Source organism: Mycobacterium sp. E787, assembly GCF_001668725.1.
Taxonomy (GTDB): domain Bacteria; phylum Actinomycetota; class Actinomycetes; order Mycobacteriales; family Mycobacteriaceae; genus Mycobacterium.
In genome coordinates this window covers 104,129-118,494 of record NZ_LZKL01000095.1, presented here as the reverse complement: position 1 = coordinate 118,494, position 14,366 = coordinate 104,129, and the positions used below count along the sequence as shown (strand labels likewise).

At 70.0% G+C, this 14,366-nt stretch carries 17 protein-coding genes and 1 riboswitch; of the genes, 10 read left to right on the top strand and 7 right to left on the bottom strand.

Annotated features, from left to right (window positions below; genetic code table 11):
• Positions 1-55: 55 nt before the first annotated feature.
• The 4 genes from A5705_RS19245 to A5705_RS19230 all read left to right on the top strand — a co-directional run bounded on the left by A5705_RS19245 (position 56) and on the right by A5705_RS19230 (position 3,080).
• The gene (locus A5705_RS19245) at positions 56-469 is read left to right on the top strand and encodes a YccF domain-containing protein (RefSeq protein WP_067874924.1); all 414 of its coding nucleotides are present in this window, start codon (positions 56-58) and stop codon (positions 467-469) included.
• The gene (gene moaA / locus A5705_RS19240) at positions 466-1,545 is read left to right on the top strand and encodes a GTP 3',8-cyclase MoaA (protein WP_067874927.1); all 1,080 of its coding nucleotides are present in this window, start codon (positions 466-468) and stop codon (positions 1,543-1,545) included. Before A5705_RS19245 ends, moaA begins: the two co-directional genes overlap by 4 nt.
• Entirely contained in the window at positions 1,538-1,825 is a 288-nt protein-coding gene (locus A5705_RS19235) for a MoaD/ThiS family protein (protein WP_067874930.1), read from the top strand. Before moaA ends, A5705_RS19235 begins: the two co-directional genes overlap by 8 nt.
• Before the next feature lie 206 nt (positions 1,826-2,031).
• Positions 2,032-2,245, top strand: a riboswitch (cyclic di-AMP (ydaO/yuaA leader).
• A gap of 13 nt (positions 2,246-2,258) precedes the next feature.
• On the top strand, positions 2,259-3,080 hold the full coding sequence (locus A5705_RS19230) for a transglycosylase family protein (RefSeq protein WP_068279300.1): 822 nt from the start codon (positions 2,259-2,261) through the stop codon (positions 3,078-3,080).
• Positions 3,081-3,111: 31 nt separating this feature from the next.
• Here A5705_RS19230 and A5705_RS19225 read toward each other — a convergent pair whose 3' ends face one another.
• From A5705_RS19225 to A5705_RS19210, 4 genes are read right to left on the bottom strand one after another with little or no spacing between them, the layout of a single operon-like run.
• Positions 3,112-3,537: a molybdenum cofactor biosynthesis protein MoaE gene (locus A5705_RS19225; RefSeq protein WP_068279297.1), complete on the bottom strand. Its 426-nt coding sequence runs from the start codon at positions 3,535-3,537 to the stop codon at positions 3,112-3,114.
• The gene (locus tag A5705_RS19220) at positions 3,534-4,016 is read right to left on the bottom strand and encodes a molybdenum cofactor biosynthesis protein B (protein WP_067874935.1); all 483 of its coding nucleotides are present in this window, start codon (positions 4,014-4,016) and stop codon (positions 3,534-3,536) included. Before A5705_RS19220 ends, A5705_RS19225 begins: the two co-directional genes overlap by 4 nt.
• Positions 4,016-4,525: a cyclic pyranopterin monophosphate synthase MoaC gene (gene moaC, locus A5705_RS19215; protein ID WP_082956562.1), complete on the bottom strand. Its 510-nt coding sequence runs from the start codon at positions 4,523-4,525 to the stop codon at positions 4,016-4,018. The genes A5705_RS19220 and moaC overlap by 1 nt, the downstream gene beginning before the upstream one ends.
• Positions 4,526-4,534: 9 nt before the next feature.
• Positions 4,535-4,735 carry a hypothetical protein gene (locus A5705_RS19210; protein ID WP_197516901.1) on the bottom strand — a complete coding sequence of 67 codons (201 nt, stop codon included), beginning with the start codon at positions 4,733-4,735 and terminating at the stop codon, positions 4,535-4,537.
• A gap of 93 nt (positions 4,736-4,828) precedes the next feature.
• On the opposite strand from A5705_RS19210, the gene A5705_RS19205 reads away from it, so the two are divergent.
• Complete coding sequence (locus A5705_RS19205; protein WP_068279293.1) at positions 4,829-7,081, top strand: helicase-associated domain-containing protein; 2,253 nt, start codon at positions 4,829-4,831, stop codon at positions 7,079-7,081.
• 7 nt (positions 7,082-7,088) lie between these two features.
• Positions 7,089-8,738: a DNA repair helicase XPB gene (locus A5705_RS19200; RefSeq protein ID WP_068279291.1), complete on the top strand. Its 1,650-nt coding sequence runs from the start codon at positions 7,089-7,091 to the stop codon at positions 8,736-8,738.
• Here the strand turns inward: A5705_RS19200 and A5705_RS19195 are convergent.
• Positions 8,735-9,880 (bottom strand): thiolase family protein, encoded by a 1,146-nt coding sequence (locus A5705_RS19195; protein ID WP_068279288.1) that lies wholly within the window; start codon positions 9,878-9,880, stop codon positions 8,735-8,737. The two genes, A5705_RS19200 and A5705_RS19195, sit on opposite strands and share 4 nt — an antisense overlap.
• Before the next feature lie 13 nt (positions 9,881-9,893).
• Entirely contained in the window at positions 9,894-10,307 is a 414-nt protein-coding gene (locus A5705_RS19190) for a Zn-ribbon domain-containing OB-fold protein (protein WP_068279286.1), read from the bottom strand.
• 167 nt (positions 10,308-10,474) lie between these two features.
• Between A5705_RS19190 and A5705_RS19185 the strand changes: the two genes are divergently transcribed.
• Positions 10,475-10,768, top strand: coding sequence for a putative quinol monooxygenase (locus tag A5705_RS19185; protein ID WP_067874954.1), 294 nt, complete (start codon positions 10,475-10,477; stop codon positions 10,766-10,768).
• A gap of 50 nt (positions 10,769-10,818) precedes the next feature.
• Here A5705_RS19185 and A5705_RS19180 read toward each other — a convergent pair whose 3' ends face one another.
• Positions 10,819-11,808 carry an LLM class F420-dependent oxidoreductase gene (locus A5705_RS19180; protein ID WP_068279283.1) on the bottom strand — a complete coding sequence of 330 codons (990 nt, stop codon included), beginning with the start codon at positions 11,806-11,808 and terminating at the stop codon, positions 10,819-10,821.
• Between the two features lie 87 nt (positions 11,809-11,895).
• Here A5705_RS19180 and A5705_RS19175 point away from each other — a divergent pair, with 87 nt between their 5' ends.
• Genes A5705_RS19175 through A5705_RS19165 form a run of 3 tightly spaced genes read left to right on the top strand, consistent with a single transcriptional unit; the run spans position 11,896 to position 14,308 of the window.
• Positions 11,896-12,150, top strand: a complete 255-nt coding sequence (locus A5705_RS19175; RefSeq protein WP_068279280.1) for a hypothetical protein — start codon at positions 11,896-11,898, stop codon at positions 12,148-12,150.
• A 59-nt stretch (positions 12,151-12,209) separates the two neighbouring features.
• Positions 12,210-13,442 carry an FAD-dependent monooxygenase gene (locus tag A5705_RS19170; RefSeq protein WP_068279277.1) on the top strand — a complete coding sequence of 411 codons (1,233 nt, stop codon included), beginning with the start codon at positions 12,210-12,212 and terminating at the stop codon, positions 13,440-13,442.
• A gap of 5 nt (positions 13,443-13,447) precedes the next feature.
• The gene (locus A5705_RS19165) at positions 13,448-14,308 is read left to right on the top strand and encodes an LLM class F420-dependent oxidoreductase (RefSeq protein ID WP_067875272.1); all 861 of its coding nucleotides are present in this window, start codon (positions 13,448-13,450) and stop codon (positions 14,306-14,308) included.
• Positions 14,309-14,366 lie beyond the last annotated feature (58 nt).

The window sequence follows — 14,366 nt, the reverse complement described above, 5'->3', positions numbered from 1 at the left end:
AGCACCCCCGTTACCCGGCACTGGGTACCCTGGCATTACCGTTTGGAGGGGAGCTATGCGCCTGATCCTCAACATCATCTGGCTCGTGTTCGGCGGCCTGTGGATGGCCGCCGGATACCTGCTCGCGGCGCTCGTCAGCTTTCTGCTCATCGTCACCATTCCCTTCGGCTTCGCGTCGCTTCGCATCGCGTCGTACGCGTTGTGGCCGTTCGGCCGGACGATCGTCGACAAGCCCACCGCCGGGACGGGCGCCCTCATCGGAAATGTCGTCTGGATAGTGCTGTTCGGGTTGTGGCTGGCGATCGGTCACCTGGTGAGCGCCGCGGCGATGGCGGTGACGATCGTCGGCATCCCGCTGGCGCTGGCCAATCTCAAGTTGATCCCGGTGTCTTTGATGCCGCTGGGCAAGGAGATCGTTCCCGTGAGCTCGCCCGACTCGCCGGGCCGATTCGGGGCGGTGCCCGCATGACGCTGACGGCATTGGGCCTACCGACGGTGCCGGGCCGCACTGCCGGCGCCGCGGCCCGAGACGCTCCCGCCGGCGGCCCGCTCGTGGACACCTACGGGCGTGCCGCCACCGACCTGCGGGTCTCGCTGACCGATCGCTGCAACCTGCGTTGCAGCTATTGCATGCCGGCCGAGGGCTTGGACTGGCTGCCCGGAGAGCAACTGCTGCGGCCCGACGAGCTCGCCAGGCTGATGTACATCGCCGTCACCCGCCTCGGCATCACCAGCGTGCGGTTCACCGGGGGTGAGCCGTTGCTGGCGCGCCACCTCGAAGAGGTGGTGGCCGCGGCGGCCGGACTGACGCCGCGCCCCGAGATCTCGCTGACCACCAACGGTCTGGGCCTGGCGCGGCGGGCCGCCGCGCTCGCCGAGGCGGGCCTGGACCGCGTCAACGTGTCGATGGACAGCGTGGACCGTGACCACTTCGCGGCCATCACCCGCCGGGACCGGCTCGCCGACGTGCTGGACGGCCTGGCGGCCGCAAAGGAGGCGGGTCTGACGCCGGTCAAGGTCAACGCGGTGCTCGACCCGGTGACAGGTCGCGAGGACGTGGTCGGCCTGTTGCGGTTCTGCCTCGAGCACGGCCATCAGCTGCGCGTCATCGAGCAGATGCCGCTGGACGCCGGGCATCAGTGGCGCCGCGGCGCCGCGCTCAGCGCCGACGATGTGCTGGCGACGCTGCGCCCGCACTTCCGGTTGCGCCCGGACCCGGCGCCGCGCGGGTCTGCGCCCGCCGAGCTCTGGCTGGTCGACACCGGCCCGGGCACCCCGAGCGGCAAATTCGGCGTCATCGCGTCGGTGTCTCATGCCTTCTGCTCCACGTGCGACCGCACCCGGCTCACGGCCGACGGCCAGGTTCGCAGCTGCCTGTTCTCGACCGAGGAGACCGATCTCCGGGGGCTGCTGCGCGGCGGCGCGAACGACGACGCGATCGAGGCGGCCTGGCGTGGTGCGATGTGGGCCAAGCCCGCCGGCCACGGCATCAACGATCCCGACTTCGTCCAGCCCGTCCGGCCGATGAGCGCGATCGGTGGCTAGCCCGACGGAGGCCCCCGCCGAAGCGCAGGGCATCGAAGTGACGGTCCGCTACTTCGCCGCCGCGCGCGCCGCCGCGGGAGTCGACGCGGAGAATTTGGTCGTGCGTGCCGGCACGACGGTCGCCGGGCTGGTCGAGCGGCTCGCCGTTCGTGGATCCCGCCTCGCCACCGTGTTGAGCCGCTGCTCGTATCTCTGCGACGGCATCGCGGTCCGCGACGAAACGGCGGCGTTGCGCCCCGGTAACACGATCGATGTCTTACCGCCCTTCGCCGGCGGCTGAAACTGTGAGATACCTCACGTAACGGAACGATAACGGCAAAATCACGCCGCGATATCGGGCACCATGACCTGCGCAAATCCCTAGTGTTCCTGGGCTTTTCGCACATGGCCGTGAGGGAAACGCCGGGTTTCGCAAGACGTGACGAGACGAACAGAAGGCGCTAGCGTCTCCGAGGGTTCGTCAATCGACCGAACGGCGTTCCTCCTACACCTATCGCGCCGAGCTCCATCCATAGGTGGGGGACACCGACATTTTGGATGGAGGCGGGGGACCCACCGGTCCACCGCGATCGGACTGGAGCCGCTTGCGGCTCCTTGGGGTGAAGCCGACGCCGGCTCCCATGGGAGTACGGCGTTGGCCGGGTGGCCTCTCCAACCCGAACCCGACAGCTGACCTCGTAGGCGCGTCACGAGAGAGGAATATTCGCGCGCGCATGAGTGGACGTCATCGTAAGCCCACCACTTCCAGCATCAGCGTCGCCAAGATCGCCTTCACGGGGGCGGTTCTTGGTGGCGGCAGCATCGCCCTCGCCGGCCAGGCGGCCGCGGCCACCGACGGCGAGTGGGACCAAGTAGCCCGCTGCGAGTCGGGCGGCAACTGGGCCATCAACACCGGCAACGGCTACCACGGCGGCGTGCAGTTCAGCGCAGCCACGTGGGCTTCGCACGGCGGTGGCCAGTACGCCCCGTCCGCCGAACTGGCCACCAAGGAACAGCAGATCGCGGTCGCCGAGCGGGTGTTGGCCACTCAGGGCCGCGGCGCCTGGCCCGTCTGCGGCGGCCCGCTGTCGGGCGCCACACCGCGCGAGGTGCCGGCCCCCGCGCCGGCGGGGATGGATGCCCCGCTGGACGCGCCGGGGCTCAACGGCGGCCCCGGCCCGCTGGCTCCGCCGCCCGCCGATGCGCCCCCGCCGGACGCTCCGCCGCCGCCTCCCCCGCCGCCCGCGGATCCGGCACCGCCGGTGCAGCTGACCTCCTTCGGCCCGTCCCCCCCCCCCCCCGCCGGCGCGCCGGTCCCGCCGGCTCCCCCGGCCGACGCAGTCCCGCCGGCTCCCCCGGCCGACGCGCCGGCGCCGCCGCCCGCGGACCTGCCGCCCGCGCCACCCGCTGACGCGCCCGTCGTCGACGCGCCGGCCCCACCGCAGCCCGCGTCCAACGTCGGCTACACCAGGCAACTGTGGGAAGCCATCCGCGGCGCGGACATCCACGGGAACGACGCACTGGACGCGCTGGCGCAGCCGCCTCAGGCAGGCTGACGCCGCCGAGTCGGTAACAGGCCCGGCGGCTCTAGGCCGAGCCCACCCACTCTTCGGTGCCGTCATCGAAGAACTGGTGCTTCCACACCGGCAGCCGCGCCTTGATGGTGTCCACCAGGCGGGTGCAGGTGTCGAACGCCGCCCCGCGATGGTCGGCGGCGACGGCCGATACCAGCGCGGCCTCACCGATGTGCAGCACGCCGATGCGGTGGCTGGCGGCGACGGCCCGCACGCCGCTGGATTCCTCCGCGACCTCGGCCACCACCTGGGCCAGGACCTCCGCGGCCGACGGGTGCGCGGAATACTCCAGCCGCACCACCCGGCGGCCGCCGTCGTGGTCGCGGATCATGCCCACGAACCCGACGACGGCTCCGGCCGACTGGTGGCCGACCAGTTCTTCGTGCTCGGCCAGAAAGATCGGCTCTTCGGTCATGGCGGCGCGCAGGACGTGCGTCATCGCTCGTGATCCCCGCCGGCGAGTTGGTCCAGCGCGTGGTCGAGAACGTCGGCGAGCACCCCGAGGCCGTCGCGCACCCCGCCGGGGGAACCCGGCAGATTGACGATCAACGTCCGGCCGGCCACGCCGCACACGCCGCGCGACAGCACGGAGGTCGGCACCTTGGGCAGCCCGGAACGGCGGATGGCGTCGGCGAGTCCTGGAATCATGTAATCCAGCACCGCGACCGTCTGGTCGGGCGTGCTGTCGCTCGGCGAGATGCCGGTGCCGCCCGAGGTGATGATCAGATCCACCTCGGCGTCCAGCGCGGCATGCAACGCCTGCCCGACCGGCTCCCCGTCCGCGACCACCTCCGGCTGTACCGACGAAAACCCTTGCTGCTCGAGCCATTCCGCAATGATGGGCCCGCACCGGTCGTCATACGCCCCTGCCGACGCGCGGGTCGAAGCGATGATCACCCGTGCGGATCGCGCGCTCATCACCGCTCCCAGCTTCCGCTTTTGCCGCCCTGCTTGCGCAGTACCCGGATGTCGTCGATGCGAGCGGCCGGGTCGACCGCTTTGATCATGTCGTAGAGCGTCAGCCCGGCGACGCTGACCGCGGTCAGCGCCTCCATCTCCACCCCGGTGCGGTCGGTGCTGCGCACGGTCGCGGTGATCTCGATGTCCGACTCGCCGATGGCGAAGTCGATGTCGACCCCGGTGAGCGCCAGCTGATGGCAGAGCGGGATCAGCTCGCTGGTGCGCTTAGCCGCCAGGATGCCCGCCACCCGCGCCGTGGCCAACGCGTCGCCCTTGGGCAGGCCGCCGGTGGAGATCAGCGCCACCACCCGCGGCGAGGTCCGCAGCGCGCCCGCGGCGACGGCGGTGCGCTTGGTGGCGCCCTTCTCCGTGACGTCGACCATGTGCGCCGCGCCGCGCTCGTCGAGGTGCGACAGCGTTCCCGCCGAGGCCTCGGGGACCTCAGGGGCCTCAGAGGCCCTAGCCATCCGAGCGGCCTACCGGTTGACGACCGTCACCGGGTGGACGTAGGGCAGGTCGGTCGCGGGCAGCGGGAACACCAGCTCGCCGTAGGGCGACAGCGCGCCCGTCCGGTCGCTGACCAGTTCGCTCACGGCGTGGTCGTCCGGGTCCGTCGTCGGCCAGCCGTTGTCGACGTAGTTGGTCTTGCGCGCCCTGCCCTCAGGAGTTTCAGCCACGCGGTCCATTCTGACAGGTCGCGCACGCGCGTGTAGCGCAAGGCCGTGCGCGCGTGGCCGTTGGGTCCGCCGCCTGCTTTACGCTGGTCAGCAATGACCGACAACACCCCGGATATCCCGCTGGGGTCCTGGCTGGCCGACCTACCCGACGAGCGGCTGATCCGGCTGCTCGAACTCCGGCCAGACCTCGCGCAGCCCCCGCCCGGCAGCATCGCCGCGCTGGCCGCGCGGGCACAGGCGCGCCAGTCGGTCAAGGCCGCCACCGACGACCTGGACTTCCTCCGGCTGGCGGTGCTCGACGCGCTGCTGGTGCTGCAGGCCGATTCCACCCCGGTGCCGACCGCCAAGCTGCTGGCCCTCATCGGTGATCGCGCCGACGAGGCCGACGTGCTCGGCGCGCTCGACGACCTCAGGCAGCGCGCCCTGGTCTGGGGCGAGACGGCCGTCCGGGTGGCCGCCGACGCCGGCCATGCGTTGCCGTGGCATCCCGGGCAGGTCACGCTCGAGGACAGCTCCCGGACCGGCGAAGAGATCGCCGCCCTCATCGACGGGCTCGACCAGGCGCAGCTCGACGTGCTGGAGAAGCTGCTCGAAGGTTCGCCGATGGGCCGCACCCGCGACGCCGCGCCCGGCGCCCCGGCGGAGCGGCCGGTGCCGCAACTGCTGGCGAAGGGCCTGCTGCGGCGCATCGATGCCGAGACGGTGATCCTGCCCCGCCATGTGGGGCAGGTGTTGCGCGGCGAGGACCCCGGCCCCCTGCAGCTGACGGCCCCGGACCCGATCGTGTCGACCAACCGTCCCGCCGACGTCGACGCGGTGGCGGCGGGAGCCGTCATCGACCTGTTGCGCGAGCTCGACCTGCTGCTGCAAACCCTGGGCGCCGCACCGGTTTCCGAGCTGCGCAGCGGCGGACTGGGGATTCGTGAGGTCAAGCGGCTGGCCAAGGCGACGGGCATCGAGGAGCCGCGGCTGGGCCTGATCCTGGAGATCGCCGCCGCGGCGGGATTGATCGCCAGCGGGCTGCCCGACCCGGAGCCCCCCGACGGCGACGGGCCGTATTGGGCCCCCACGGCCGCCACCGAACGGTTCACCGCGATGCCCCCCGCCGAGCGCTGGCACCTGCTGGCCGGCACCTGGCTCGATCTGCCCAGCCGGCCGGCGCTGATCGGCACTCGCGGCCCGGATGCCAAACCCTATGGCGCGCTGACGGATTCGCTGTATTCGACGGCCGCTCCGCTGGATCGCCGACTGCTGCTCGGCATGCTGTGCGGGCTGCCGCCCGGTGCCGGCGTGGACGCGGTCACCGCTTCGGCGGCGTTGATCTGGCGGCGTCCGCGCTGGGCCAGGCGGCTGCAGCCGCAACCCGTCGCCGACCTCCTGACCGAGGGCCATGCGATGGGCCTGGTGGGCCGCGGGGCGATCAGTACACCCGGCCGGGCACTGCTCGACGAAGCCGGCGACCCCGAGGCCGCGGTGCACGCGATGACGCGGGCGATGCCGCCGCCGATCGACCACTTCCTGGTGCAGGCCGACCTGACCGTGGTGGTGCCCGGGCCGTTGCAGCGCGACCTCGCCGACGACCTGGCCACGGTCGCCACCGTCGAATCGGCCGGCACTGCGATGGTGTACCGCATCAGCGAGCAGTCCATCCGACACGCCCTCGACGTCGGCAAGACCCGCGACTGGATGCACGACCTTTTCGCCAAGCACTCCAAAACTCCTGTGCCGCAGGGGCTTACCTATCTCATCGACGACGTGGCCCGGCGGCATGGCCAGCTCCGGATCGGCATGGCCACTTCGTTCGTGCGGTGCGAGGACCCGGCACTGCTGGCACAGGCCGTGGCGGCCGCCGAGGAGCTACAGTTGCGTGCGCTGGCGCCGACGGTGGCGGTGTCGCCGGCGCCGATCGCCGAGGTGCTCGCCGCGTTGCGCAAGGCGGGCTTCGCCCCGGCCGCCGAGGATTCCACCGGTTCCATCGTCGACGTCCGGCCGCGCGGGGCCAGGGTGCCCACGCCGCAGCAGCGCCGCCCGTACCGCCCGCCGCCACGCCCGAGCGGCGAGACGTTGAACGCCGTCGTCTCGGTGCTGCGGAAGGTGACCGCCGCGCCCTTCGGGAACATCCGCGTCGACCCGGCGGTCACCATGTCGCTGCTGCAGCGCGCGGCCAAGGACCAGGAAACCCTGGTGATCGGCTACCTCGACGCGGCCGGCGTGGCCACGCAGCGGGTGGTGTCGCCGATCACAATCAAGGGCGGACAGCTGGTGGCCTTCGACTCGGCGTCGGGGCGGCTGCGTGACTTCGCCATCCACCGCATCACGTCGGTGGTGTCGGCCGGCTCCGGATAATGACCTTATGACCGACGGACCATTGATCGTGCAGTCCGACAAGACGGTGCTGCTCGAGGTGGATCACGAGCTGGCCGGCGAGGCGCGCGCCGCCATCGCGCCGTTCGCCGAGCTGGAACGCGCACCCGAACACGTGCACACCTACCGCATCACGCCGCTGGCGCTGTGGAACGCCCGAGCCGCCGGCCATGACGCCGAACAGGTCGTCGACGCGCTGGTCAGCTTCTCCCGGTACGCGGTGCCCCAGCCGCTGCTGGTCGACATCGTCGACACCATGGCCCGCTACGGCCGGCTGCAACTGGTCAAGCATCCCGCGCACGGCCTGACGCTGGTCAGCCTGGACCGCGCGGTGCTCGAGGAGGTGCTGCGCAACAAGAAGATCGCGCCGATGCTGGGCGCGCGGATCGACGACGACACCGTCGTCGTGCACAACAGCGAGCGCGGCCGGGTCAAGCAGATGCTGCTCAAGATCGGCTGGCCCGCAGAGGATCTCGCCGGTTACGTCGATGGCGAGGCGCACCCGATCAGCCTGGATCAGGACGGCTGGCATCTGCGCGATTACCAGCAGCTGGCCGCGGACTCGTTCTGGGCCGGGGGCTCCGGGGTGGTGGTGCTGCCGTGCGGCGCCGGCAAGACACTGGTCGGCGCGGCCGCGATGGCGAAAGCCGGTGCGACGACGCTGATCCTGGTCACCAACATCGTGGCCGCGCGGCAATGGAAGCGCGAGCTGGTCGCGCGCACCTCGCTGACCGAGGACGAGATCGGCGAATACTCGGGCGAACGCAAGGAGATCCGGCCGGTCACCATCTCGACTTACCAGATGATCACCCGCCGCACCAAGGGCGAGTACCGGCACCTGGAGCTGTTCGACAGCCGCGACTGGGGGCTGATCATCTACGACGAGGTGCACCTGCTGCCGGCGCCGGTGTTCCGGATGACGGCCGACCTGCAGTCCAAGCGGCGGCTGGGCCTGACCGCCACGCTGATCCGCGAGGACGGCCGCGAGGGCGACGTGTTTTCGTTGATCGGGCCGAAGCGCTACGACGCGCCGTGGAAGGACATCGAGGCGCAGGGCTGGATCGCTCCGGCCGAGTGCGTCGAGGTGCGGGTCACCATGACCGACAGCGAGCGGATGACGTACGCGACGGCCGAACCCGAGGAGCGGTACCGGCTGTGCTCGACGGTGCACACCAAGATCGCGGTGGTCAGGTCGATCCTGGAGAAACATCCCGGCGAGCAGACCCTGGTGATCGGCGCGTATCTGGATCAGCTCGACGAGCTCGGCGCCGAACTGAACGCCCCGGTGATCCAGGGCTCGACCCGCACCAAGGAGCGCGAGGCGCTGTTCGACGCCTTCCGGCGCGGCGAGGTGTCGACGCTGGTGGTGTCGAAGGTCGCCAACTTCTCCATCGACCTACCGGAAGCCTCTGTCGCGGTGCAGGTTTCGGGCACCTTCGGGTCGCGCCAGGAGGAGGCCCAGCGGCTGGGCCGGTTGCTGCGGCCCAAGTCCGACGGCGGCGGCGCCATCTTCTATTCCGTCGTGGCCCGCGACAGCCTGGACGCCGAATACGCCGCGCACCGCCAGCGCTTCCTGGCCGAACAGGGCTACGGCTACGTCATCCGCGACGCGGACGACCTGCTGGGCCCGGCGATCTAGCGCGACAGGATCGTCGCCGACGCGGTGCCCGGTGCGCCGTACACCTGCGCCAGGCCGACGCGCGGGTTGCCGGGCACCTGACGCTCGCCCGCCTCGCCGCGCAGCTGGCGCACCAGCTCGTGCATCTGGCGCAGGCCCGACGCGCCGATCGGCTCGCCGTTCGCGATCAGGCCGCCGTCGGTGTTGACGGGCATCGGGCCGTGAATCTCGGTGGCCCCGTCGGCCACCAGCTTCTCCTGCTCCCCGTCGGCGCACAGGCCGGTCTCGGCCATGTGGATGACCTCGTTTCCGGCGTCGGTGTCCTGCAGCTGGGCCACGTCGACGTCCTCGGGCCCGATGCCGGCCGCCTCGTAGGCCGCCTTGGCGGCGTACACCGTCGGCGAGACGTCCTCGTCCGGCGGGGCGAAGGTGGCGTGCACCTCGTAGGCGCCGTAGCGGCGGGTCCGGATCTCGCAGGCGCGCACATAGACCGGCTTGTCGGTGTACTTGTGCGCCATGTCGGCGCGGCACATGATCACCGCGGCGGCCCCCTCGTCGGGCGCGCAGAACATGTACTGGGTCAACGGGTAGTTGAGCACGGCCGAGTTGAGGATCTCCTCCTCGGGAATCGGCTTGCGGCGGAACGCATTCGGGTTCAGCGCGCCGTTGCGGAAGTTCTTCGCGGCGACCTTGGCGAGGGTGGTCTGGGAGATGTTGTGGTCGTGCAGGTACTTGTTGGCCTTCATGCCGAAGAACTTCGTGGTGACGAACTGGCCGTTCTGCGCGTACCACTGCGGCAGTGCCAGCTTGGCGGGGTCATCGGTGAACGCGCCACGCGGATGCTTGTCCAAACCGATCGCGATGCCGATGTCGTACTTGCCCAGCCGGATGGTGTCGGCGGTCTGCTGAATGGCGCTCGCGGCGGTGGCGCAGGCGTTGAACACGTTGGTGAAGGTGATACCGGTCAGCCCGACCAGGCGGGTCACCGCGTCGGGGTTGGAGACCTCGTGGCTGCCGCCGAAGCCGAACTGGATGTCCTTCCACTCCACACCGGCGTCGGTGAGCGCGGCCTGGATGGCCTCGGCCCCCATCTGCATGGCGGTCTTGTCGAACCTGCCGAACGGGTGCAGGCCGACGCCGATGATGGCAACGTCGTTCGTCATCTGACGCTCCTTTCTAGACCGGCTGGAAGGCGAATGTCATGACGTCGGCGCCTTCCTCGTCGGTGGTCAACGGCACCATGGTCAGCTCGACCTCCTGACCGAACTGCAACTTGGCCGGGTCGTTCTCGGTCAGCCGTCCCTCGACCCGAATGATGTCGCCCAGCTGAACCAGGCCGACGCCGAACGGCACGAAGTCCTTCCCGGTCGGACCGGCGAAGGGCGCCCCGGGCGGGAAACCTTGGGTGGTCCACGCGACCAGGGTTCCGCGGCGCGGCAACAACAATTCCGTCATCTCCCCGCCGCTACACCGCGGGCACCACTGCTGCACCGGGAAGGTGGTGGCACCGCAGCTGCCACAGCGACTCCCGATGAGCTGCGGGTTCTCGTCGGGCCAGGTCGAGATTTCGGGGGCCAGCGCCTTCTGCATCGAGGGATCCTCCAGGAGCGTCCACAGTGCGCAACAGAATATTGCTCACTGAACCGTATAACAGGTTTCCGAAAAGTGGAAAGCGCATTCTCGTTGCATACGGGTCGCCGCGGTCTTGGCCGGCCGAGCTATCTTGGCGAGGATGCGTGCGACGTGAGGAGACCACCATGCCGGTGACGGTGACACTCGAGCTCAGGTTCAAGCCCGACGCGGTGCAGGCGGCCCGCGAGGTCATGGGCCGAGCGCTCAAGGACACCCGCGCCTTCGCGGGCAACCTCGGGACCGACGTGCTCGTCGACGAGGACGACGAGGCGCACTGGCTGATCTACGAGCTCTGGCAGAGCGTCGAGCACGACGAGGCGTACCGCGCCTTCCGGGCCGGTGAAGGCAAACTGACCGAGCTGCCTCCGCTGCTCGCCGCCGCCCCCGTCAAGACCCGCTACTCCACCACCGATATCTGACTCACGGTCGCGACCCGCTTCGCCCGGCTTCGCCGCGCTCGCGATCGCTCCTAGCTCAGCGCGGGAATCACCTCCCGCTCGAACAACTCGATGCCGGAACGGTCGTACGCGGCCTCCGGGAAGTAGCAGATCGCGTATTCGCAGCCGAGGTCGCGGAGCTTCGCGATCCGCTCGATAACCTGTTCGGGCGTGCCCGCCGCCGAATCCGGTCCGCTCGTGTTGGCCATCATCGCGTCCGCCGCCGCCTCGGGCACGTAGCCGGCCATGCGGTCGCGCACCCGCTGCAGCCGGTCCTTGACGTCACCCTCCGATGGGCCGACGACCGCGTTGACGTTGACCGAACGGACGATCGCCCCGAAGTCGGTGCCCACCTCGCGGCAATGCTGTGCCAGCACCTCCGACTTGTGCGCGAACGCCTCGGGCTCCGGGCTGAAGTTGGTGTATTGCGCGTACTTGGCGGCGATGCGCAACGTCACCTTTTCACCGCCCCCGGCGATCCACATCGGTATCCCATTGTCCTGCAGCGGCTTCGGGGCGACGATCGCGCCGTCGACCTGGTAGTGCTCGCCGTCGAAGCTGACTTTGCCGTCGCGCCAGGCGTCGCGCATTATCTGTACACCTTCGTCCAGCCGGGCCAGCCGCACCCTGGCCGGCGGGAAGCCGTAACCGTAAGCGCGCCACTCATGTTCGTACCACCCGCCGCCGATGCCCATCTGAATCCGGCCGCCGGAGATGATGTCGGCGGTCGCTGCAACCTTGGCCAGATAGACCGGATTGCGGTAGCTCATGGCCGTGCACATCTGGCCGAGCTTGATCCTCGACGTGGTCGCCGCGTAGGCCGCCATCAGTGACCACGCCTCGTGGGTGGCTTCACCCGTCGGCATCGGGACGGTGTGGAAGTGGTCGTAGACCCACAGCGAGTCCCATGCGGTGTCGTCCGCGTAGGCGGCCAGGTCGCGCATCACCGCCCAGTGTTTGTCGGGCTCGATGCCGACCAGATCCATTCGCCAGCCCTGCGGAATGAAGAGACCAAAGCGCATAGCAACGGACTCTAGCGCCGTCAGCCTCACAGCGGATCAATAGCTCGGCCATAGCCGCCGCTGACGGCCGACCCTTAAACAGGATGCATGACCAACATCGGGCACCCGGTCACTCCATCGCGGCGTCGGCACGTCCACACGGCGCGACTGATCTTCGCCGGCGCAGCGACCGCCGCGACGCTTGCGCTGTCCGCCGCCGCGCACACAACCGGCACCGCAACGGCTTTCGCGTCCGGCCTCCCGGCCGCCGCGCCGTTCGCCACCGACGACACCAACTTCGTCAACGACAACGGCCAGACGTCCGGCGACATCTTCACCCAGAACGCGCAGGACCAGAACTAGACCCGTAGCGCGAGCATCCGCTGAGCCGCGCCGCGGGTCTCGGCCGTAGGCTGACGCCCATGCGGGTTCTGATCTCCGGTGCCAGCATCGCCGGGCCGGTGCTGGCGTATTGGCTGACCCGCCGAGGCATCGACGTCACCGTGGTCGAGCGCGCGTCGACGCTGCGCAAGACCGGGGGCCACGCCGTCGACCTGTTCCGCCCGGCGATGGAGATCTCGACGAAGATGGGCGTCCTGCCGCGCATCGAGGCGCTCGCCACGGGCACCGATCGCATGACCATGTATCGGGAAGGCCGACCGGGAGCCACCGTCGTCGACCTCACCAAGCTCGTCGGCGTCGCGTCGGACCGGCACGTCGAGATCATGCGCGACGATCTCAGCGAGATCTACTACGACGCCGCCCGCGACGACGTGGAGTACCTGTTCGGCGACTCCATCACGGCCATCGACCACGACGGCGCCGTGACATTCGAGCATGCCCCGCCCCGCAGGTTCGACGTCATCGTCGGCGCCGACGGGCTGCACTCCAACGTACGGCGGCTGACCTTCGGCGCGGAGGACAGCCTGACCCGCTTCCTCGGCGGCTACCTGGCGGTGATGTCCGCACCGAAGTCGCTGGCCGAACCCAACGAGATGGTCGGCCATCTCGGGGTCGGCCGGCTCGCGGCGATCTACACCGCCGAGCACCTCGACGACGCCCGGGTGGTGTTCATGTTCCGCAGCAAGGCCGAACTCGACTACGATCACCGAGATTTGTTGCGGCAGCAGGAAATACTGCGCGGCGCGTACGCGGGCATGCATCCCCGCGTGGACCGCTGGCTGGAGGAAATCGACCGGACGCCGGCTTTCTACTTCGACGCGATCAGCCAACTCAGCATGAACATCTGGTCGCGCCGACGGGTCACCCTGGTCGGTGACGCGGGCTACTGCCCCGGTCCCGCGGTCGGCGGCAGCACCAGCCTCGCCGTCCTCGGCGCCTACGTGCTGGCCGGGGAGCTGGCCCGGGCGGACGGCGACCACCTGCGCGCGTTCGCCGCCTACGAGCTGGCGATGCGCGAGCCCGTGCACCTCAGCCGGGCCTTCGCGCGCGGCGCCGCCCGAACCATCATCCCCGGTTCGCGGGCGGGAGTCTGGGCGCTGACCCTTGGGCTACAGCTGGTCTCATCGATGCCGGGCTCGCTCTCCCGGACGCTGGCGAAGTTGAACACCAAGGGCGTGCGGATGCACGAATCGATGCGCGTGCCCGACTACGACGCAATCGACAGTCAAGCGCTCAAGTCACGAGAGGAATGACCCGCATGGATCTGACCGGTGTCGGCATTTGGAGCAGCCAATTGCACTACGGCGACCCAGCCGAATCCGCCGAAGCCGCAGCGGAATTGGATGAGTTGGGTTTCACGGCGCTGTGGATACCCGACGTCAGCGGGTCCGTGCTCGACGCGGTGAGGCGGCTGCTCGCGGCGACCGAGCGCACGGTGATCGCCACCGGGATCCTCAACCTGTGGATGCACTCGGCCGGCGACGTCGCCGAGTCTCTCGCCACGCTGACCGAAGAGCACGGTGACCGCTTCCTGTTGGGAATCGGGGTCAGCCACGCGCCCCTGATCGACGCCAAAGAGCCTGGGCGCTACCGCAAGCCGCTCGCGGCCACCGCGTCGTTCCTCGACGGGCTGGACGAGGCCCAGCGCCCGGTCCCCGTCGATCGGCGGGTTCTCGCCGCACTCGGCCCGAAGATGCTCGAGCTGTCCGCCGAGCGCGGACGCGGCGCCCACCCCTACCTGGTGAGCCCCGACCACACCGCCTTCGCCCGTTCGGTGCTGGGCGAGGGACCGCTGCTGCTGCCGGAACAGGGCGTCGTCCTCACCGAGGACGCGGACGAGGCGCGCCGCATCGGGCGCGACTTCCTCAGGGGATACCTGGGGCTGCCGAACTACGCGAACAACTTACTGCGCAGCGGGTTTTCGGAAGAGGACCTGTCGCAGGTGAGCGATCGGCTCGTCGACGCGATCATCGCGTGGGGCGACGAACAGGCCGTCCTGGCCCGGGTCGCCGAGCACCACGCGGCCGGCGCCGACCACGTCTGCGTGCAGGTGCTCACGGGAGACCCGAGGGAATTCCCCCGCGAGCAGTGGCGCCGCATCGCGGCCGCCATCGGCTGAGGCCGGCGCGCGGGCCGCGACACATAAACGGTTGCGACGACACGCCGGCGAACGTCGC